This is a genomic window from Sphingosinicella sp. SM1-17 (assembly GCF_056821765.1).
Genome location: NZ_JBPDIO010000001.1, coordinates 2,568,363 through 2,587,789, shown reverse-complemented (window position 1 = coordinate 2,587,789; position 19,427 = coordinate 2,568,363). Strand labels below are relative to the sequence as shown.

Here is a 19,427-nt window from a genome sequence, read left to right as displayed (position 1 = left end):
TCCTTGGACTCACCCGCGCATGATCCGCGCGAGGACTCGATCGGCGACCTTGTCAGTCGCCTGATCGAGGACGGACGCAGCTACGCCAGGGCCGAAGTCGACCTGCTCAAGCAGATCGCGCGCCACCGGGCCAGTCGAGCGCGCAACGGCCTCATCCTGCTCGCGGCCGGCGCCGTGCTGCTTCTGACGTCGCTGACCGCCTTGGTGCTGGGCCTGGTGCTCGGACTTGCGACCCTGATCGGCCCGTTGGGCGCGGGCGTCGCGGTGGCGGCGGCCCTTGCGGGTGGCGGATTCCTTCTCGTCCGATTCGGCCTCGTCGGGCTTCGCGCGCTCGGCGGGGATGAAGAGGAGCGTCAGGCGGTTGCCCGCGGAGAGACGATGCCATGAGCCTCGACAATGTCGAACAGGCCAAGCGCAACGCCGTGCTGGCGAAGCGGCGGCTGGACAGCACCCTGGTCGCCGTTCAGCAGCGGCTCCGACCGGCCAATCTCGCGGGCGAGGCGTGGGGCGAGGTCAAAGACAAGAGCGCCGATCTTGCGGACGGCGCGGTTCAAGCGGTGAAGCAGCGGCCGCTGGTTGCGTCTGCGGTGATCGGCGCCTTGGCTCTGTTCGTTGCGCGCCAGCCGCTGAAGCGGGCGGTGAGTCGAATCGTCGCACGCGGCGACGAGTCGGACGAGGGTCGCGTCGTCACCCGGATCGATACGGACATTTCACGGTTTAAGGCGTCGGCACCGATCGTCGACGCATCGGTAAAAGAAGGAGTGAGTTGATGGCCACGAGAACGGACAGCGAGACGGCCCGGAGCAACGGACAAGGCACCGGAACGGGGACGTCCCGAAACCGCGCCGCCGACGCCTATCAGTCGGCGCGCGAGCGCACCTATTCGGCTTACGAGACGGCGCGCAACCGAGCCAATGACGTAACCCGTCAGGCGGCGGACAAGATCGGAATCTATCCGGTCAGCGCCGTGATCGGCGGAATGGCGCTTGGTGCGCTGATCGGCTTCCTGCTTCCCGCGACCCGGCGCGAGCAGGAACTGCTGGCGCCCACCGGTCGCAAGATAACGGAAGCGGCCCGCAACGCCGCGCAGCGGGGACTCGATGCCGGCAAGGAGCAGGTCGAAGAGATTCGCAACCGCGCCGCCCAGAAGGTCGGCGAAGCCGTGGTCGAGGCCGTCGGCGGCGGCAATTCGAACAGCTGAGGCAGCCACTCTCCCGCCGCGCTTGCCCGCAAGGGTTGCGCGCTGCGGGAGGACTGCTAGGCGCGCGCCATGAGCAAGCTGCATCTCGTCTTCGGCGGCCGGGTCAAGGATCCGCGCGGCCTCGACTTCGACCTTTCCACGATCGATCTGGTCGGCCTTTTCCCTGATTATGCCAGCGCTTACGACGCCTGGCGAGCCAATGCCCAGCGGACGGTAGACGACGCCGAGATGAAATATGTCGTCGTTCACCTTCATCGCCTGCTGGAACCGGATCTCGGCAAGACAGCCTGACCAAACTGGGCTGGATCAGGCCCGTCGGTAGCGGAACAGAAGCAGCGGATTGGCGAGAAGGAGGCCGACCGCGAACCCGCCAATATGGGCGGCGATGGCGACATCGATTCCGCCGCTGGCAAAGGTGATCCCGATCACGAGCTGGAGCGCGACCCACGCGGCCATCAGCCAGAGGGCGTTGAGCCAGAGCGCCGCCGTAGGATTGGCGATCTTCACCTTGTTGCGACCGAACAGCAGCGAGTAGGCGCCGAGAACCGCCGAGATCGCCCCGCTGGCGCCGATCATCGGCGTGAGATCGTCGGGATCGACCGCAAAATGGGCCGCTGCGGCTGCATAGGCGCCGACGACATAGAGGATCACCAGGCTGGCGGGACCGAGAACGGCTTCCGTCGGGCGCCCGCAAAAGACCAGGATCAGGAGATTGAAGCCGAGGTGGATCCAGTTGGCATGGACGAACGTCGCCGTCAGCGGAGTCAGCCAAACAGGCGCTCTGGAGACCGGAAGATCGATGGCGACGTCCGCCGGAATGAAGCCGGCCCAGAGGATCGCCATCTCGTGGTAGCCGCTGGCCCCGGTCAGGAGCCAGACCACCGCCGTGGCGATCGCCAGACCGAGCGTGACCCGGGCCTTGGACCAGCTGTCGGGGGGACGCATCCGCGCCTCCGGATCGCTAGATGAATTCGATCTTGGCGATCTCGAAATATTTCTCGCCGGATGGCGCCGAAAACTCGACTTCGTCGCCGACGCTTCGACCGATCAGCGCCCGACCGAGCGGCGAATTGTAGCTGATCCGACCGACTCGGGCGTCCGCCTCGGTTTCGCCGACGATCTGATATTTGATTTCCTTGTCGTTCTCGTCGAGCAGGTGGACGGTTGCGCCGAACACGACCTTGTCGCCCGAAAGCGTGGTCGGATCGATTACCATCGCCCGGCTCAGCCGGTCTTCCAGATCGGCGATCTGCGCTTCGATCTGGCCCTGCCGCTCCTTGGCGGCATGATATTCGGCATTTTCCGACAGGTCACCATGGCCGCGCGCTTCCTCGATCGCGTCGATCACGGCGGGCCGCTCGATCGTTTTCAGGTGGCGCACTTCGTTCTGGAGCTTCTCATAGCCCTCAGCGAGCATGGGCAGCTTGTCGACCGTCGCCATTCGATATGCCTTTCGTCAAAAACTCGGCCGGAGCGACCTGAAGAAGGCCGCCTGATCTCGGTCACATTGTTCAGGATTAAGCTTCGGAAGCTGAGTAATAGTCCTGCAGTGACCGTACTTCAAGGCTACGGTCCCGTCGCGCCGCGATTGCCCTCACCACCGCCGCGCTCGAAGCCGCGGTCGTGAAATAGGGAACTTTCTGCTGCACCGCCGAAGCCCGGATCGAAGCGGAGTCGCGATGGCTTTGCCAGCCTTCGGTGGTGTTGAAGATGAGGTCGATCTCGCCGTCCTTGATCCTGTCGACGATGTGCGGCCGGCCCTGGGCGACCTTGTTCACCCGCTCGACTTCCAGCCCCTGGGACAGGAGGAAATCGGCGGTTCCGCCGGTCGCGACGACCTTGAACCCGAGCGTCAGCAACGTGCGTACCGGTGCCACGATGGCCGGCTTGTCGCTGTTCTTGACCGAAACGAACAGAGTTCCGCCATCGGGCAGTTCGATTCCGCCGCCCTGCTGCGACTTCAGGAACGCCGTTGCGAAGTCGCTGTCGATCCCCATCACTTCGCCGGTCGACTTCATTTCGGGCGAAAGTACCGGGTCCGTCCCGGGAAAACGCGCGAAGGGAAAAACCGCTTCCTTGACGGCGATATGGGCGACGTCGCGGTTGAGCGGCAGGAAGTTCATGAGCGGCTCGCCGGCCATCACCCGCGCTGCGATCTTGGCGATCGGCGTTCCGATCGTCTTGGCGACGAAGGGCACGGTGCGGCTTGCCCGCGGATTGACCTCGATCAGATAGACGATTCCGTCCTTGACCGCGAACTGGACGTTCATCAGGCCCTTCACCTCGAGCGCCTTGGCAAGTGCCCTTGCCTGCCGCTCGATCTCCTCGACCACGTCCGGATCCAGGCTGTAGGGCGGAAGCGAGCAGGCGGAGTCGCCGGAATGGACGCCCGCTTCCTCGATATGCTGCATCACACCGGCAATCACGACGTCCTTGCCGTCGGAAATGGCGTCGACATCGACTTCGATCGCGTCGCGAAGATATTGATCGATGAGCACCGGGCTGTCGCCGGAAACCTGGACGGCGGTGTGGATATAATCGTCCAGCTGCCCCGGGGAATCGACGATCTCCATCGCCCGCCCGCCGAGCACGTAGCTGGGCCGGGTGAGCACCGGATAGCCGATCCGCTCCGCCACCGCGATCGCCTCGTCCCGGCTTCGCGCAATGCCGTTGGCCGGCTGCTTGAGGCCAAGCCTGTCGATCAGCCGGGCGAAGCGCTCGCGATCTTCGGCAAGATCGATGGCATCCGGCGAGGTTCCGAGGATCGGAATGCCCTCCTTCTCCAGCGCCGCTGCGAGCTTGAGCGGAGTCTGGCCGCCAAACTGGACGATCACGCCGACCAGCTCGCCCCGGCTCTTTTCGACGTGCAGGATCTCGAGCACGTCCTCGACGGTCAGCGGCTCGAAATAAAGCCGGTCGGACGTGTCATAGTCGGTGCTCACCGTTTCCGGGTTGCAGTTGACCATGATCGTTTCGAAGCCGGCGTCGCGGAGCGCGAAACAGGCGTGGCAGCAGCAATAATCGAACTCGATGCCCTGCCCGATCCGGTTCGGCCCACCCCCGAGAATGACGATCTTCCGGCGGTCGGAAGGCTGGCTCTCATCCTCGGGCTCGCCGAAGCTCGGCGCCTCGTAGGTCGAATACATGTAGGGCGTCTTGGCCTCGAACTCGGCCGCGCAGGTGTCGATCCGCTTGAAGACCGGCCGCACTCCGAGGCGATGGCGGAGCGCCCTCACCTCCTCCTCGGTGGTGGCGCCGATCATCGCCTTGACCGCATCGTGGATCAGTCCGTGGGAGCGGGCGCGGGTCTTCACCCCTTCGCCCCTTATATGGGCGGACTTGAGCGCCAGCTCGGCCAGGCGCCGGTCGCAGAAGCCCATCGCCTTCAGCCGCCGCATCCCATGGGCGTCGCGCGGCAGGCCGTCGCGGCAGATCGATTCCTCGGCGTCGACGATCTCCTTGATCCGCTCGAGGAACCAGGGGTCATATTTCGTGACGGCGTGGATTTCCTCGACCGTCAGCCCTTCGCGCAACGCCTGGGCGGCGACGAGCAGCCGGTCCGGCGAGGGGCGAGCCAGCGCTTCCTCGATCTCGGCCTTGGGCGCGCCGTAGAGCGACTTCACCCCATCCAGTCCGATGAGGCCGGTCTCCAGTCCGCGAAGCGCCTTTTGAAGGCTTTCATGGAAGCTTCGGCCAATTGCCATCACCTCGCCGACCGACTTCATCGAGGTGGAAAGCAGGGCCTCGCTGTCCTTGAACTTCTCGAAGGCGAAGCGCGGGATCTTGGTGACGACATAGTCGATCGTCGGCTCGAAGGACGCCGGAGTGGCGCCGGTAATGTCGTTCTGGATCTCGTCGAGCGTGTAGCCGACGGCGAGCTTGGCGGCGACCTTGGCGATCGGGAAGCCCGTTGCCTTGGATGCAAGCGCCGAGGACCGCGACACCCGGGGGTTCATCTCGATGACGACGAGCCGGCCATCCTTCGGATTGACCGCGAACTGGACGTTGGAACCGCCGGTCTCGACCCCGATCTCGCGCAGCACCGCGATCGAGGCGTTGCGCATGATCTGATATTCCTTGTCGGTCAGGGTCAGCGCCGGCGCGACCGTGATCGAATCGCCGGTATGAATTCCCATCGGATCGACATTTTCGATCGAGCAGACGATGATGGCATTGTCCGCCCGGTCGCGGACCACCTCCATCTCATATTCCTTCCAACCCAGCACCGATTCCTCGATCAGAACCTCGGTGGTCGGCGAGGCTTCGAGGCCGCCCTGGACGATCGCGGCGAACTCGTCGCGATTATAGGCGATGCCACCGCCGGTGCCGCCGAGGGTGAAGCTCGGGCGGATGATGGCCGGAAGGCCGACATGCTCCAGCGCCGCGATCGCCTCGTCGAGAGTGTGCGCGATCACCGAGCGCGGACTTTCGAGCCCGATCCGGTCCATCGCCTGCCGGAACTTCAGCCGGTCCTCAGCCTTCTCGATCGCGTCGGCATCCGCGCCGATCATCTTCACTCCGAACTTGTCGAGCGTTCCGTCCTTGAACAGCGCCAGCGCCGTGTTGAGCGCCGTCTGCCCGCCCATGGTCGGGAGCACCGCGTCGGGCCGCTCCTTTTCGATGATCTTGGCGACATATTCCGGCGTGATCGGCTCGACATAGGTGGCGTCGGCCAGCTCCGGATCGGTCATGATCGTCGCCGGGTTGGAGTTGACCAGGATGATCCGATAGCCTTCGGCCCTCAGCGCCTTGGCGGCCTGGGTTCCCGAATAGTCGAACTCCGCCGCCTGGCCGATGACGATCGGGCCGGCGCCGATGATGAGGATGGAGGAAATGTCTGTGCGCTTAGGCATTATAGCAATGCAATCAAAAAGGTGGCCAATGTCATGAATGCACCTAGCAGTACCGCCTTGAACGCATCCTCTATGGTACCTTCAAAGGCGGACTTTAGCCGGTCCAAGACGAGGTACCGGATTGTACCAACCGTGAGCCGTCTGGCCTTTCGCAGAATAGATATCCCTGCATCTAGATGGACCAAGGTATCCAGTTTCTCACTTTCATCCAGCTGATTACTTTCCCCGATGATTCGACGGGCTATCTCAAGTTTTTCGAGAGCATCTCCATACTGCGGAGCATTGTGATTAGGCGATACAAAACGATCTGAGGCCGGGATGATCCGGCGAAGTGCATCCTCCATTTCGGGGGACGTGCCCGTCGACCTACCCGCTTCTTTCCCTGAGGTTTCTTCCCATTTCCGTTTCAAATCCACATAGGGCTGAAGTTCCTCCCCGCGTTTGAACCCTGCAGGCGTAAGCGCGAGAGATTGATCTAGCTCCTCACCGCCTAGGTGGCGCACATCGTCGCTCAACCCACTATCAATCAAGGATCGCAGGGCACGCTTGGGCCACCCCGGCTTATAGAACATCTCGTAGCGATCTGCGATTTCTCGGAGGCGGATATAATCTTCGCCAGTGTTATCGGCGATCTCATATGCGGCTACAAGAAGAGCTTGTTCAAAGTCGCGAAACGAAGACATCAACTCCATCCTGCATAGATCTTTCAAATCAAAATGTGCCCCTTGCGGCCCAAGCTCCACTTGAGATGGTAACGGACTCTGGATGCCGGCAGAACCGCATGGGCCGCTCCTTCCCATGATATCGGCCGCACCGACTGGACGGGTCGGCTCGGCATAAGGCGCTTGGTTGAACTCCTGATCGATGATGATCCTTGCTGGACCGGAGTCGGCTGGGACCGTCCGATAGGCTTCGGCTTTCAGCGTCGCAGGCGCCTGGGCACCGGAATGATCGAACTCCGCAACTCGGCCGAGAAGCGATGGCTCGGCATCCATGATGCGCATGGAGGAGTTGTCGATCAGTCTGGGCATTATAGCAGCTTCAGCAGCGCTTTGATAAGCTCGGAGGCCAGCGTGCCAACCGCAGCTCCCGAGAACTTTTCAGAGATGTATCTTAGAGGCTTGATGAGTACCGCCACTAAGGCCGCGAGGCGGACTTGACCAGCTTTGACAAGTTTGAGGCCAGCATCAACTTCCGCTGAAATGCGATCAGCGTCGTCTCCGAGTTCAGCGCGTGTCGAATTGGATGTCCTGAGCTCATCGGAAAGCTCCTCCAACGGTATGACTAGAGCCTCCCTCTGATTATCATCCAGAGAAACGACGCGATCCGAGGCGGGGATGATGGAATCGGCCAGTGGGAGATCTCCAGAATAATAGCTAGCGGCGATATCCATCTCTGCTAGAATAGAAATTATACGTTCTATCCATGGATCTTCAGACTCGAAATAGGTTTCAAGTATGCCATACTTGCTGTGAATGACCTCACGCTGGCGACCGTATTCCTCCTCAGCCTCGTCGTCCGATCCCCATTCAGAAGAGAAGGTCGGCCAATTGCCAAAGTAATAGCTGGCACCAGCTACGTCCAATCGACAAAAGTTACCAGTGAGCGGACTCTCTAAGCTCCGGCACCCGCCGATTTCCTTCAATATAGTTAAGGCGTCGCTGATGAGCCCGTGTGGACACTCTATATCATAGCGTTCCGAGAGTAAGCCCGGAAGGTCGGTCTCAAAGAGAGACAGCTTTCCAGCGAAGTTTCTCTTTACGTGGTGAACCAGCACAGCTGCCACATGTTGAGCTAGAACGCTCACACCGATCGCCCTTTCTGCTCCACGAACTTGTCGCCAAGATATGTACTGGCGCTCGCGTCCGCGTGATATGATACGCTGAACGTCGGCTTATGGGTCAGCTCGATGACCCTGCTGCCGTCAAACAGACTGATGTGTGTTTTGCAGGCGCGGCGATACATCAGTTGGCCTTCAAGAGAGCTAACACCGCAACGATCAAAGCGAGAACTGCAGTCACAAAGTTTCCGATGTTTACGAGCCTTTGCGGCCGTTCAGCGGTCAAACGCTCAATAACGGGTTTTGCCCGACGATCGCGCCTTAGCTCTGTAGCCCGCGCAAAACCCTCCCCACTGACCCTGAAGTACTCGGTGTCTCCCTGCACATGGACCCTGCCATAGCCGGCGTTTTCATAGTCTCGGCCGACCGCCTCGATCCAGGATGGGTAAAACTTCATGTCGTGCCGCTGGGCGACGTCCAATAGGCGTACGCTTGGTATCCCCGGCGGCTCGATATCGTCCACAAGGTGGACCAACAGATCGTCGCGAAAAGTGAGATAGTCCGGTTCCATTATCTCACCATCGCCACGAACTTCTCGAACAGATAGGTGCTGTCCTGCGGCCCGGGGCTGGCCTCGGGATGGTATTGCACGCTGAACGCCGGCTTGTCGGTCAGCTCGATCCCGCAATTGCTGCCGTCGAACAGGCTGATGTGGGTCTCGCGGACATTGTCCGGCAGGCTTTCCTTCTCGACCGCAAAGCCGTGGTTCATGCTGGTGATCTCGACCCGGCCGTCGTCGAGCCGCTTGACCGGATGGTTGGCGCCGCGATGGCCCTGATGCATCTTGGTCGTCTTCGCCCCAACCGCGAGCCCGAGCAGCTGATGGCCGAGGCAGATACCGAATAGCGGCTTTCCCGTTTCCAGCAGCTGGCGGATCACCGGAACCGCATATTGGCCGGTCGCCGCCGGATCGCCGGGACCGTTGGACAGGAAGAAACCGTCGGGATCGTGTGCCATCACCTCCTCGAAGGTGGCGGTGGCAGGAAGAACGGTCACCCGGGCGCCGGCATCGGCAAGGTTGCGGAAGATGTTGCGCTTGGAGCCATAGTCGATCGCCACAACGTGCGGCCGCTCCTGATCCTCCGGATGCTCGGCATAACCCTCGCCCAGTCGCCAGCGACCGCCGGACCAGCGGTACATCTGCCGGCAGGACACGTCCTTGGCGAGATCCATGCCTTCGAGCCCGGGCCAGGACCGGGCTTTCTCCAGCAGCGCGTCGAGTTCGAAGCGCCCGTCCTCGCGATAGGCGATCACTCCGTTGGGCGCGCCGCCGACGCGGATCTTGCGGGTCAGCGCCCGGGTGTCCACTCCCGATAGGCCGACCCGCCCGTTGGAGCGCATCCAGTCGACGAAGGTGGTGGCGGCGCGGAAATTGCTTGGAGCCGTCACGTCCTCGCGGACGACGCACCCCAGGGCCCAGGGATTGTCGGCCTCCAGATCTTCGTAATTGGCGCCGACATTGCCGATATGGGGAAAGGTGAAGGTGACGATCTGGCTCGCATAGGAGGGATCGGTCATGATCTCCTGGTAGCCGGTCATCGCCGTGTTGAAGCAGACTTCCCCGACCGCCTCGCCTTCCGCACCGAATCCCCTGCCCCAGATGGCGGTCCCGTCGGCAAGGACCAATACGCCCGTCGCTCCTTCTGGCGCGGGCGTGGGTTTGGTGTCGGCCACTTGGCGGGCACTCCTTCCGGGGGTTCTGGCGATGTCGCTAAGGCTCGCCCGCTAGTGCGCCTGGCGAGCAGCGTCAATCTGTTAAACGGCGAAACGCCCCGCTATGCTGCCACTTTCCCGAAACGGCCGTTCGAGAGCTCCATGATTCGCGATTCCATCAAGCAGGCGCTGACCGGCGCCATGAAGTCGGGGGACAAGGCGCGCGTGGGCGCGCTTCGCCTGATCCAGTCCCAGCTCAAGAATCGCGACATCGAACTGCGCGGCTCGGAAGCGGCAAGCACGGACGACGACGCCATCGTCACCGAAGTGCTCCAGAAGATGATCAAGCAGCGGCGCGAATCGATCGAAATGTACCGCAAGGGCGGGCGCGACGAACTTGCCGAGGCCGAGGCGGCCGAAGTTGCGGTGATCGAGGAATTCCTTCCCAGACAGATGAGCGACGAGGAGATCGGAGCCCTTATCGACAGTCTCGTCGCCGAAACCGGTGCCGCTTCCGTCAAGGACATGGGCCGGGTGATGGCGCTGATCAAGGAACGCCATGCCGGGCAGCTCGACATGAGCAAGGCCAGCCAGATGGTGAAGGCCAAACTGAGCTGAGCCTCCCCTTCCGGCTTGCGGGATGGGGGAAGTTGGTGCGAGAATCGCGCCCCGCTCGTCACGAGCGATGTGGGGGAATGCAATCAGCTCCTGACCGGGCTCCTGATCTTGGCGGGCATCCATGACCCTCTCCCCAGCCTTTCTCGATGAGCTTCGTGCACGCACGAGCCTGTCCGGGCTGATCGCTCGAAGCGTGAAGCTTCAGAAAGCGGGGCGCGAGTTCAAGGCCTGCTGCCCCTTCCACAACGAGAAGACTCCGAGCTTCTACGTCAATGACGAAAAGGGCTTCTACCACTGCTTCGGCTGCCAGGCGCATGGCGACGCGATCCGCTGGCTGACCGACGCTCGCGGTCTTTCCTTCATGGATGCGGTGAAGGAACTGGCGGAAGCCGCCGGAATGGAGGTGCCCGCGCCGGATCCGCGCTCGCAGGCGAAGGCGGAACGGGCCGCCGGGCTGTACGAGGTCATGGAAGCGGCCGCCTCCTGGTTCACCGAGCAGCTCGAGGGAATGGGGGGAGCGGCCGCCCGCGACTATCTCGATCGGCGCGGAATCAGCGAATCAACCCGGCGCCGGTTCGGCTTCGGCTTCGCACCGGATTCCCGAGGCAGGCTCAAGTCGGCCCTGAAGGCGTTCGGGACGGACAAGCTGGTCGAGGCCGGCCTCCTGATCGCCCCCGAGGACCGCTCGGCGGGTTCGGGTCAGGGCCGCGAGCCCTATGACCGGTTTCGCGGTCGCCTGACCTTCCCCATTCGTGACGCGCGCGGCCGCTGCATCGCCTTCAGCGCCCGGATCCTGGGGCCCGGCGAGCCCAAATATCTGAATTCCCCGGACACGCCGCTTTTCGACAAAGGGAGAACCTTGTTCAATCTCGACAAGGCCGGGCCGGCAAGTCGAGAAGCGAAACGGATCATCGTCGTCGAAGGCCAGATGGACGTGATCGCCCTCGACCAGGCGGGAATCCACGAAGCGGTGGCTCCACTGGGAACCGCCCTTACCGAGCTTCAGCTGGCCCTGCTTTGGCGCCTTTCGCCGGAGCCGATCCTCTGCTTCGACGGCGACTCGGCCGGACACAAGGCCGCCGTTCGCGCCGCCATGCGGGCGCTGCCTCATGTCGCGCCGGGGCGATCGCTCGGATTCGTCACCCTGCCGCAGGGGGAGGATCCGGACGACCTGATCCGGGCACGCGGCCGCGAAGCACTGGAGGCGCTGCTGGAATCGCCGGAGCCGCTGGTCGACCGATTGTGGCAGCATGAGCTGGAGGCGGAGCCGCTCGGAACGCCCGAACAGCGCGCCGGGCTCAAGCGGCGGTTGATCGAGCATTCGTCGGCAATCGCCGATCCGGACGTTCGCGACCAGTATCGCTCCGAGCTTCTTCGGCGTTTCGCCGCCTTGACCCAGCCATCGCCGCGGCCCTGGCAGGAACGGCGTCCGGGCGGCCGATTCTCGTTCACGCCCCCGCCGCGGCCCGCCTCGGCCGAAGCCAGGGCAGTCGGCAAGGCCGGGTTGAGCCCTCCGCTCGCCCGAGCCGTACTCCAGGGTCTCCTTCATTACCCGCACGAAATCGGTCAGCATTCGGAGACCGTCGCCGCACTTCCGCTTGCCGATGCGAAGCTGTCGCGGCTTCGCGACCTGATGCTGGAAGCCGCCTTCACCAACGCCGCGCTTGATCCTGAGGGCCTCCTTACCATATTGCGCCGGAAGGGTGCGGCTGCTCTGGTGGAGGAGCTTAGCCTGAAGCGAGGATTGGCCTTTTCCTTCACGCGTCGCGATTCCGAACCTGAGCGCGCCTGCCGCGATCTCGTTCTGGTTATCGAAACGCTGGCGGCACGGCCGGAGCTTGAGGCGGCGCTCGAGGCGGCGACGGCGCGGTTGAAGGAGGCTGGCGACGAGGCGGCGTTTGCGGAGCAGCAGCGACTCCGGGCGGCGCGCGACGAGGCGGACCAACGGCTTGCGACATTGATTGAGAACGGCGCGGACTAAGTCCCGACATTTGGACATAAGGCGTGGGAATGGCGAAAACGAACACGGTCGAGAGCGAAGACAAGAACGAGTCCGGCGACGCGCCGCTGATCGATCTCAACGATGCCTCCATCAAGAAGCTGATTGCGCGCGCGAAGAAGCGCGGAGTCATCACCTATGACGAGCTCAACGAGGCGCTTCCGCAGGACCAGATGTCCTCCGAGCAGATCGAGGACATCATGTCCGCGCTCAACGACATGGGCGTGAATATCGTCGAGAATGACGACGGCGAGGAAGACGACCAGCCGGAAATCGATGCCGGGACCGAAGAGACCGGGGACGGGGTCGAGACTTTCGTCGTCGAGAAGAAGAAGGAAACGGTCGATCGGACCGACGATCCGGTCCGCATGTACCTGCGCGAAATGGGCGCGGTCGAATTGCTTTCCCGCGAGGGCGAGATCGCCATCGCCAAGCGGATCGAGGCCGGCCGCGACACGATGATCTGGGGCCTTTGCGAATCCCCGATCACTTTCAACGCGATCATCGACTGGTCGAACGCCCTCAACGAAGGCCGGATGCAGCTTCGCGAGATCCTCGATCTCGAAGCGATGCTTTCCAAGGGCCCCACTGCCGAGCAGGTCGAGGGCGCGGAAAGCGACGACGACACCATCTCCGAATCGACCGCCGGCCCCACCTTCAAGGAGGAGGAAGAGGTCGAAGAATCGCCCGCCGAGGACGAGGACGAGGAAGACAGCCTGGTCGAGCGGCGCACCCAGCGACCGGTGGACGAAGATGACGAGGACAACACCCTCAGCCTCGCCCAGATGGAAGAGACGCTGAAGCCGGCGGCGCTCGAGAAGTTCGCCACGATCACCGATCTCTACAAGAAGTTCTCGAAGCTCCAGGCCACCCGGATGGACGCCATGGGCTCCGGCGAGACTTTCGCCCCGGCGGACGAGAACAAGTATCAGAAGCTTCGCGAGCAGCTGACCGCGGAAGTGGAGAGCGTCCAGTTCCACGGCGCCAAGATCGAATATCTTGTCGACCAGCTCTACAGCTACAACCGGCGCCTCACCGCTCTGGGCGGGCAGATGCTCCGGCTGGCCGAGCGGCACAAGGTACCGCGCAAGGCCTTCCTCGACGCCTATATGGGCCACGAACTCGACGAGAATTGGGCCGAGCGGGTCTGCAAGATCGACAAGAAGTGGAACGCCTTCTGCACCCAGGAGGCGACCCAGATCGAACGCATCCGCAGCGAGATTGCCGAGATTGCCCAGGCGACCGGGATGGGTCTCGCCGAATTCCGGCGGATCGTGAACATGGTTCAGAAGGGCGAACGCGAGGCGCGTATCGCCAAGAAGGAAATGGTCGAAGCGAACCTTCGGCTCGTCATCTCGATCGCGAAGAAATATACCAATCGCGGCCTTCAGTTCCTGGACCTGATCCAGGAGGGCAATATCGGCCTGATGAAGGCGGTCGATAAGTTCGAGTATCGCCGCGGCTACAAATTCTCGACCTACGCCACCTGGTGGATCCGGCAGGCGATCACCCGCTCGATCGCCGACCAGGCGCGGACGATCCGAATCCCGGTTCACATGATCGAGACGATCAACAAGCTGGTTCGCACCAGCCGCCAGATCCTTCACGAGATCGGCCGCGAGCCGACTCCTGAGGAACTGGCCGAGCGCCTTTCAATGCCGCTGGAAAAGGTTCGCAAGGTGATGAAGATCGCCAAGGAACCGATCAGCCTCGAAACGCCGATCGGCGACGAGGAAGACAGCCATCTCGGCGACTTCATCGAGGACAAGAACGCGATCATTCCGGTGGACGCCGCGATCCAGGCCAACCTCAAGGAAACCGTCACTCGCGTTCTGGCCTCGCTCACGCCACGCGAGGAACGCGTCCTCCGAATGCGTTTCGGGATCGGCATGAACACCGATCACACGCTCGAGGAAGTGGGCCAGCAATTCTCGGTCACCCGCGAACGAATCCGGCAGATCGAGGCCAAGGCGCTGAGGAAGCTGAAGCATCCGAGCCGGTCGCGGAAGATGCGGTCCTTTCTCGACCAGTAGGAAGGACGGTTTCGGAGGCGGGGTGGGTCCCGCCTCCCGACCAGGCTTCGAGGCCCGGGCGAAGCGCGAATGGCCTCCATCCTCCCGTTCAAGTGACGTCGGCGGCAGCAGCTTGACTCCCGCGCCTGCCGGCGGTGCAACTCGCACCTGAATGGCGCGAACGCTTGCGGAGCTGCGAGGAATTGCTGAAACGATGATCTCCGCCCGCTTCCGTTTCGATGGATTCCTCCTCGACGCCGAAAACCGGCAGCTCCGCCGGGATGACGCGCCGGTGGAGCTCAACGCCCGCTATCTCGACGCCCTCCTCCTGCTGGTAAGCGAGGCGGGCAAGCTGGTTTCCAAGGACCGCTTCCTCGACCAGGTCTGGCGGGGCGTTCCGGTAACCGACGAGGCGCTGACCCAGTGCATCAAGACTCTTCGCCGGCAACTTGGTGACGACGCCGGGGCACCTCGCTTCATCGAAACCGTTCCCAAGCATGGCTATCGCTTCATTGCCCCGGTGGAGAGGATCGACAGCGGCTCGCCGGCTCTCCCTCAATCCGGAACAGGTCCGGCCGCTCCTGTGCGGTCGAGCTTGCCCTGGCGCCAGTTCTTCCTCCTGGGCGGCGCAGGCACGCTCGGGGCCGGCCTGGCGGGCGTCATCGGCGGCCTGTTCTACGGATTTGCCGGAGCATCGGAGCCGCTTGGACCCGGAATGGGCGCAGCCTCGGTACTGCTGGTTCTTCTCTGGCTGACGGTTGCGGCGGCCCTGATGGGCGGCGCTGGCGTGAGCTTCGGAATCGCCGCCGCCACCTTTCTCCCCGGGCGCCATTGGAGCATTCTCGGCGGAGCCCTGGGCGGAATGATCGTCGGCGGGGTCGTCAAGCTGCTTGGCCTCGACGCGTTCAACCTGCTCCTCGGGCGATCGCCCGGCGACATTACCGGCGCGGCCGAAGGCTTTCTGTTGGGCGGAGCGGTTGGACTGGGCGCCTGGCTCGCGGGCCGGAGCGGCGAGACCCGCCCCTTGCGCCGCCGCATTGCACTCGCGGCAACGATTGGCGCCGCCGCCGGACTCCTCGTTCCCCTGCTGGGCGGAAGGTTGATGGGCGGGAGCCTAGATCTCCTTGCCCGGAGCTTTCCAGGCTCGCGCCTTCGGCTCGACTCCCTGGGCGCCCTCGTCGGCGAGAACGGCTTCGGACCAGTCAGTCAGATCGTCACCGGGGCGCTCGAGGGGCTGCTGTTCGTCGGCTGCGTCGTCGGCGCGATATCGCTCGCCCGGCGCAGCCTGGATCGACAGGCGGCGCCCGCTCAGCCGGCGACCTGACGTGCGGTCCGCTCCAGCCGGTACATGGGATAGTCGCCATAATTTTTGGCAAGCGGGATCCGGCCCACATAGCGGCACTCGAATTCCCGGCCGGCTTCCAGCGCCAGGATCGCCGCGAACGGCTGGGTGGCGAAGACGGCGCCAGGCGGGGTCACCGGCTCGATCCGCGCCGCCTTGGAAACTTCGGTCCCGTAGAAGGTCGTGCGTCCGGTAATCGGGTCGGTGGTGCGATAGGCAGGGCCGTAATGGACTCCGATCCGCATTCCCCCGCCGGAGAGGCCCAGCAGCGAATAGTCGAGGTCGGCGAGCGCATCCTGAAGCTCGAGCGCGATTGTCGCCGCCGCACGCGCACTCTTGGCAACGGCGTAAAGAGCATCGCCCCAGCTGTTTCGGCAGACGACCGCTTCGCCGTGGGCGTCGAGGACTTCCGCGATCCGGCGCATGACCCCGTCCCAGAATCCGGGCAAGGCGCTTTCGCTCAAGGCCGAGAAGCCCGCAAAATCGGTGAACAATATGGCCGCGAGAGTCCGCTCATAGGGGCTTGAAGAGCGGGACTGCGGCCGCTTCAGGTTGCGATCGACCGGTCCCGGATCGACGACGACGGTGCGGCCGCCCTGCCCAGTCCAGGCCGCCGCGTCGGCGCCGGTCCCGGCAGGACCATTGGCTTCGGCTCCGTCCCAGATCGCAATCTGAACGCAATCGGCGACGAGGTGGCGGGCCCGAAGCCGGGCCATGCCCATCGCCATCCGGCTCCCATAGCCATACTGGCCGGGGTCTGCGAAATATTCGAAGGCACTGGCCAGGGTGACGCTCGCGGCCGCCGACCGGCAGGCCTGATAGCGGGCAATCCATGTCTCCCCGCCGGGAGCGACGGACTGGGTGAGGAAATCCTCTTCCGCGAAGGGCAGCACGACATGCAGTTCGGCACCGCGCGCAAGGAGGGCTTCGGCGATCAGCAGGTCGGCGCCGCAGGCCAGCGCGCCATAGGCGAAGCCGACATCTTCCTCCGCCAGGACCCGGTCGATCTCGCTCCTCAGCCGGGCTTCGGCCGCCTCGTCGGCTGCGAACATATGACCGCTGAAATGCGCGACCTTGGGCGGCATCAGCGGGGCCAGCAGCGCGGACGAGTCGAACCCCAGACGGTCGGCCAGGCGCGAGAGCTGACGAACGGTCGTCGAACGGGCGCCATAGTCGCGGCTCGATCTTACCGGCTCTGATCGAAGCAGCTCGCCTACCTCGTCGGCACGGCCAAGGATCAGCAGCGCCTCGGCCCGGGTGACTGCGGCGAAATAGTCATCGACCCGGTCGGTCAGCAGCGATGTCGCGAGCGCCCGCGCTCGAACCGGCTCGCCGGCAAGGAGGGCCAGGCTCGCCGCATTGATGCCGGGAAAGGAGTCGCCGCTCTGCACGTAGATTGAATGATAGGCCACGAACGCCTGTTCGAGGGCGCGGTCGCGCTCGTCGCCCGGCGGGAGCCCGAGCGCTCGATCCTTGAGCAATCGAGCGCCGATCGCCCGCTGATGGGGATCGGGCGACCGGTCCAGGCCGAGCGCCTTGAAACGTTCGATCGCCCGCACCGTGTCACCCATCCTCGCCAGCGACAGCACCTGGCAATGACGAACCTCGAGGCTCTCGTCGCCCGCCGCGATGGCGCCACCGGCGACATCATAGGCGCCGATCAGGTCGCCGCGGGCAAGGGCGGCTTTGGCGAGATCGGCGGCCTTGCTCATCGCAGGGCAGTATGAAGTCGGTCGCTCCGTCAGACAATCGGCGACATTCTGCGACACTGTTGTGCTGGCGCCGCGGGTGCCGACGCCCATAATAGGCTTCGCCATGGCCGACGAACCGCATATCCTGCTGGTCGATGACGAGCGCGACATTCGAGAGCCGCTCGCCGCCTATCTGTCGCGTAACGGACTTCGAATCAGCAAGGCCGAGAATGCGGCCGCCGCGCGCCAGATCCTTTCGGCCTATGCGATCGATCTCGTTCTCGTCGACATCATGATGCCCGGCGAGGACGGCCTTTCCCTCACCGGCCATATCCGCGCCACGACCCGGCAGCCGATCATCCTGCTGACCGCCAAGGCGGAGGAGACGGATCGTATCGTCGGGCTGGAGATCGGCGCCGACGATTATGTCACCAAGCCCTTCTCGCCGCGCGAGCTGCTCGCCCGGATCAAGGCGGTGCTTCGCCGGGCGAGCGAAGGCGGCGGCCTCGTTCGGGCGCCCGATACCGACAGCTACGCCTTCGGTCCCTGGGTGCTCAAGTCGGGAGAGCGTGAACTCGTCGATCGTGACGGCGTCGCCATTCCGCTCTCCACGGGCGAATATAATCTGCTCCACGCATTGGTGACCCATCCGCGGCGGGTGCTGAGCCGGGACCAGTTGCTCGATCTCACCCAGGGCCGCGAGCTCGCTGCGTTCGAACGCAGCATCGACAATCATATCAGCCGGCTGCGCAAGAAGATCGAGGAGAACCCCTCCGATCCCAAGCTGATCAAGACGGTGTGGGGCGGCGGCTATACGCTCGCGGCCGAGGTCAGGAAGCTTTGAAGCCGTTTCTGCCGAAGAGCCTGATCGGCCAGATCGCCCTGGTCATGGCGGTCGCCCTCCTCGTCGCGCAGGCGATCAATTTCGGCCTGATCTTCACCGAACGGCAAAAGGTGAGCCGAGCGCAGATCGAAGGTCCCGCGATCAGCCGGTTCGTCATGGTCGCCCAGCGCCTGGATGCCGCTCCGGCCAAGTCGCGGGAAGCCCAGCTTCCGGACCGTTGGCGGAGAAGCCGCTATGCGGTTGGCGAGGCCAGTCTTCTCGCTCCCGAACAAAGCGATCCCCGACTGGTCGAGCGGCTGCGCGAAAGCGCCGCGGCGAGCGGACTGGTCCTGCGCGATGCCCGTGCCGCAAGAAGCGACGAGCTGCCCCTGCCCCGCTTGCGCGAGCGACTGGCGCGCGAGGGAACGGAGCGGCGGCTGGACCGGCTGCAGACCCTGATCCTGTCTGTCCGACTGCGCGACGGCACATGGGTGAATGCCCGGATCGTCACGCCCAAGCCCAATCCCTGGCTCATCTTGCGGCCCTTGGCAGCGACCTTGCTCATCTATGTGATCGTCCTTGGCGCGATGGTGTGGATGGCGTCGCGCCTGGCGCGTCCGCTGCGCGACCTCACACTGGCGGCCGAGCGGTTCCAAGGCCGCGGCGAAGCACCACAGGTCGTGCCCCGCGGCCCGGTCGACGTCCAGCGCGCCATCAACGCCTTCAATGCGATGAGCGCCCGGGTCAGCGCCATGCTCGACGAGAAGGATCGAATGCTCGGCGCGATCGGCCATGATCTGCGCACTCCGCTCGCCTCCCTTCGGATCCGCGCCGAGATCGTCGAACCGGAGGAAGAGCGCCAACGGATGGTCGCCACCATCGAGGAAATGACGGCGATGCTCGACGACACCCTGGCTCTGGCGCGTTCCGGTCGAGCGGTGGAACCGGTCCGGATCGTCGACGTCGCCGCCCTCGCCGACACGGTGGTCGAGGAATTCCGTTCGCTCGGCCACGAAGTGCGCCTCGACAATGGCGACCGGCACACGGCTGCGGTCCAGTCGCGGCTGCTCCGCCGAGCGGTCCGCAACCTCGTCGAGAATGCCGTCAAATATGCCGGCGCGGCGAGGGTCAGGGTGAGCGAGCAGCATTGCCTGCTGGCGATCGAAGTCATCGACCAAGGCCCCGGAGTTCCGGAATCGGAGCTCGAGCGGGTTCAGGAAGCCTTCTACCGGATCGAACCGTCACGCAGTCGCGAAACCGGCGGCTCCGGACTCGGGATCACGCTCGCCCGGATGGCAGCCCAGGCCCATGGCGGCAGACTGACCTTGGAGAACCGGCCCGAGGGCGGGTTGATCGCTCGGATCTTGCTGCCGAAGGAAGGCTCCGACGGCTAGC

Annotated in this window: 18 protein-coding genes; 10 read left to right on the top strand and 8 right to left on the bottom strand. The window is 64.0% G+C overall.

All coding sequences use genetic code 11. From position 1 onward, the window contains the following. The first annotated feature begins 3 nt into the window (after nt 1–3). The 4 genes from ACRYLT_RS12985 (at nt 4) to ACRYLT_RS12970 (ending at nt 1,492) form a co-directional block, all read left to right on the top strand. Nucleotides 4–387: a phage holin family protein gene (locus ACRYLT_RS12985; RefSeq protein ID WP_482664511.1), complete on the top strand. Its 384-nt coding sequence runs from the start codon at nt 4–6 to the stop codon at nt 385–387. Beyond that, nucleotides 384–770 carry a hypothetical protein gene (locus ACRYLT_RS12980; protein ID WP_482664510.1) on the top strand — a complete coding sequence of 129 codons (387 nt, stop codon included), beginning with the start codon at nt 384–386 and terminating at the stop codon, nt 768–770. The genes ACRYLT_RS12985 and ACRYLT_RS12980 overlap by 4 nt, the downstream gene beginning before the upstream one ends. Next, a complete protein-coding gene (locus ACRYLT_RS12975; RefSeq protein WP_482664509.1) occupies nt 770–1,201 on the top strand; it encodes a hypothetical protein in 432 nt (143 codons plus the stop codon). The genes ACRYLT_RS12980 and ACRYLT_RS12975 overlap by 1 nt, the downstream gene beginning before the upstream one ends. A gap of 69 nt (nt 1,202–1,270) precedes the next feature. Next, a complete protein-coding gene (locus tag ACRYLT_RS12970) occupies nt 1,271–1,492 on the top strand; it encodes a DUF4170 domain-containing protein (RefSeq protein ID WP_482664508.1) in 222 nt (73 codons plus the stop codon). Nucleotides 1,493–1,507: 15 nt separating this feature from the next. On the opposite strand, the gene ACRYLT_RS12965 is transcribed toward ACRYLT_RS12970, so the two are convergent. The 7 genes from ACRYLT_RS12965 to carA all read right to left on the bottom strand — a co-directional run bounded on the left by ACRYLT_RS12965 (nt 1,508) and on the right by carA (nt 9,568). Continuing rightward, nucleotides 1,508–2,146, bottom strand: coding sequence for a rhomboid family intramembrane serine protease (locus tag ACRYLT_RS12965; protein ID WP_482664507.1), 639 nt, complete (start codon nt 2,144–2,146; stop codon nt 1,508–1,510). Nucleotides 2,147–2,162: 16 nt separating this feature from the next. After that, on the bottom strand, nt 2,163–2,642 hold the full coding sequence (gene greA / locus ACRYLT_RS12960; RefSeq protein WP_482664506.1) for a transcription elongation factor GreA: 480 nt from the start codon (nt 2,640–2,642) through the stop codon (nt 2,163–2,165). A 76-nt stretch (nt 2,643–2,718) separates the two neighbouring features. Next, the gene (gene carB, locus ACRYLT_RS12955; RefSeq protein ID WP_482664505.1) at nt 2,719–6,054 is read right to left on the bottom strand and encodes a carbamoyl-phosphate synthase large subunit; all 3,336 of its coding nucleotides are present in this window, start codon (nt 6,052–6,054) and stop codon (nt 2,719–2,721) included. Next, the gene (locus ACRYLT_RS12950; protein WP_482664504.1) at nt 6,054–7,085 is read right to left on the bottom strand and encodes a hypothetical protein; all 1,032 of its coding nucleotides are present in this window, start codon (nt 7,083–7,085) and stop codon (nt 6,054–6,056) included. The genes carB and ACRYLT_RS12950 overlap by 1 nt, the downstream gene beginning before the upstream one ends. Beyond that, the gene (locus ACRYLT_RS12945; RefSeq protein WP_482664503.1) at nt 7,085–7,861 is read right to left on the bottom strand and encodes a hypothetical protein; all 777 of its coding nucleotides are present in this window, start codon (nt 7,859–7,861) and stop codon (nt 7,085–7,087) included. The genes ACRYLT_RS12950 and ACRYLT_RS12945 overlap by 1 nt, the downstream gene beginning before the upstream one ends. Nucleotides 7,862–8,018: 157 nt before the next feature. Further along, entirely contained in the window at nt 8,019–8,405 is a 387-nt protein-coding gene (locus ACRYLT_RS12940; RefSeq protein WP_482664502.1) for a hypothetical protein, read from the bottom strand. Beyond that, nucleotides 8,405–9,568, bottom strand: coding sequence for a glutamine-hydrolyzing carbamoyl-phosphate synthase small subunit (carA, locus tag ACRYLT_RS12935; protein ID WP_482664501.1), 1,164 nt, complete (start codon nt 9,566–9,568; stop codon nt 8,405–8,407). Before carA ends, ACRYLT_RS12940 begins: the two co-directional genes overlap by 1 nt. A 141-nt stretch (nt 9,569–9,709) precedes the next feature. Here carA and ACRYLT_RS12930 point away from each other — a divergent pair, with 141 nt between their 5' ends. The 4 genes from ACRYLT_RS12930 to ACRYLT_RS12915 all read left to right on the top strand — a co-directional run bounded on the left by ACRYLT_RS12930 (nt 9,710) and on the right by ACRYLT_RS12915 (nt 15,500). Next, on the top strand, nt 9,710–10,165 hold the full coding sequence (locus ACRYLT_RS12930) for a GatB/YqeY domain-containing protein (protein ID WP_482664500.1): 456 nt from the start codon (nt 9,710–9,712) through the stop codon (nt 10,163–10,165). Between the two features lie 121 nt (nt 10,166–10,286). After that, complete coding sequence (gene dnaG, locus ACRYLT_RS12925) at nt 10,287–12,146, top strand: DNA primase (RefSeq protein WP_482664499.1); 1,860 nt, start codon at nt 10,287–10,289, stop codon at nt 12,144–12,146. 29 nt (nt 12,147–12,175) lie between these two features. Then, on the top strand, nt 12,176–14,197 hold the full coding sequence (gene rpoD, locus ACRYLT_RS12920) for an RNA polymerase sigma factor RpoD (RefSeq protein ID WP_482664498.1): 2,022 nt from the start codon (nt 12,176–12,178) through the stop codon (nt 14,195–14,197). 193 nt (nt 14,198–14,390) lie between these two features. Further along, on the top strand, nt 14,391–15,500 hold the full coding sequence (locus ACRYLT_RS12915; RefSeq protein WP_482664497.1) for a winged helix-turn-helix domain-containing protein: 1,110 nt from the start codon (nt 14,391–14,393) through the stop codon (nt 15,498–15,500). Here ACRYLT_RS12915 and ACRYLT_RS12910 read toward each other — a convergent pair. Next, complete coding sequence (locus tag ACRYLT_RS12910; protein ID WP_482664496.1) at nt 15,485–17,335, bottom strand: tetratricopeptide repeat-containing protein; 1,851 nt, start codon at nt 17,333–17,335, stop codon at nt 15,485–15,487. The two genes, ACRYLT_RS12915 and ACRYLT_RS12910, sit on opposite strands and share 16 nt — an antisense overlap. Between ACRYLT_RS12910 and ACRYLT_RS12905 the strand changes: the two genes are divergently transcribed. Together ACRYLT_RS12905 and ACRYLT_RS12900 are read left to right on the top strand one after the other, a co-directional pair. Next, complete coding sequence (locus ACRYLT_RS12905) at nt 17,334–18,053, top strand: response regulator (protein WP_482664495.1); 720 nt, start codon at nt 17,334–17,336, stop codon at nt 18,051–18,053. The two genes, ACRYLT_RS12910 and ACRYLT_RS12905, sit on opposite strands and share 2 nt — an antisense overlap. After that, complete coding sequence (locus ACRYLT_RS12900) at nt 18,050–19,426, top strand: sensor histidine kinase (RefSeq protein WP_482664494.1); 1,377 nt, start codon at nt 18,050–18,052, stop codon at nt 19,424–19,426. The genes ACRYLT_RS12905 and ACRYLT_RS12900 overlap by 4 nt, the downstream gene beginning before the upstream one ends. The last annotated feature ends 1 nt before the right edge of the window (nt 19,427 follow it).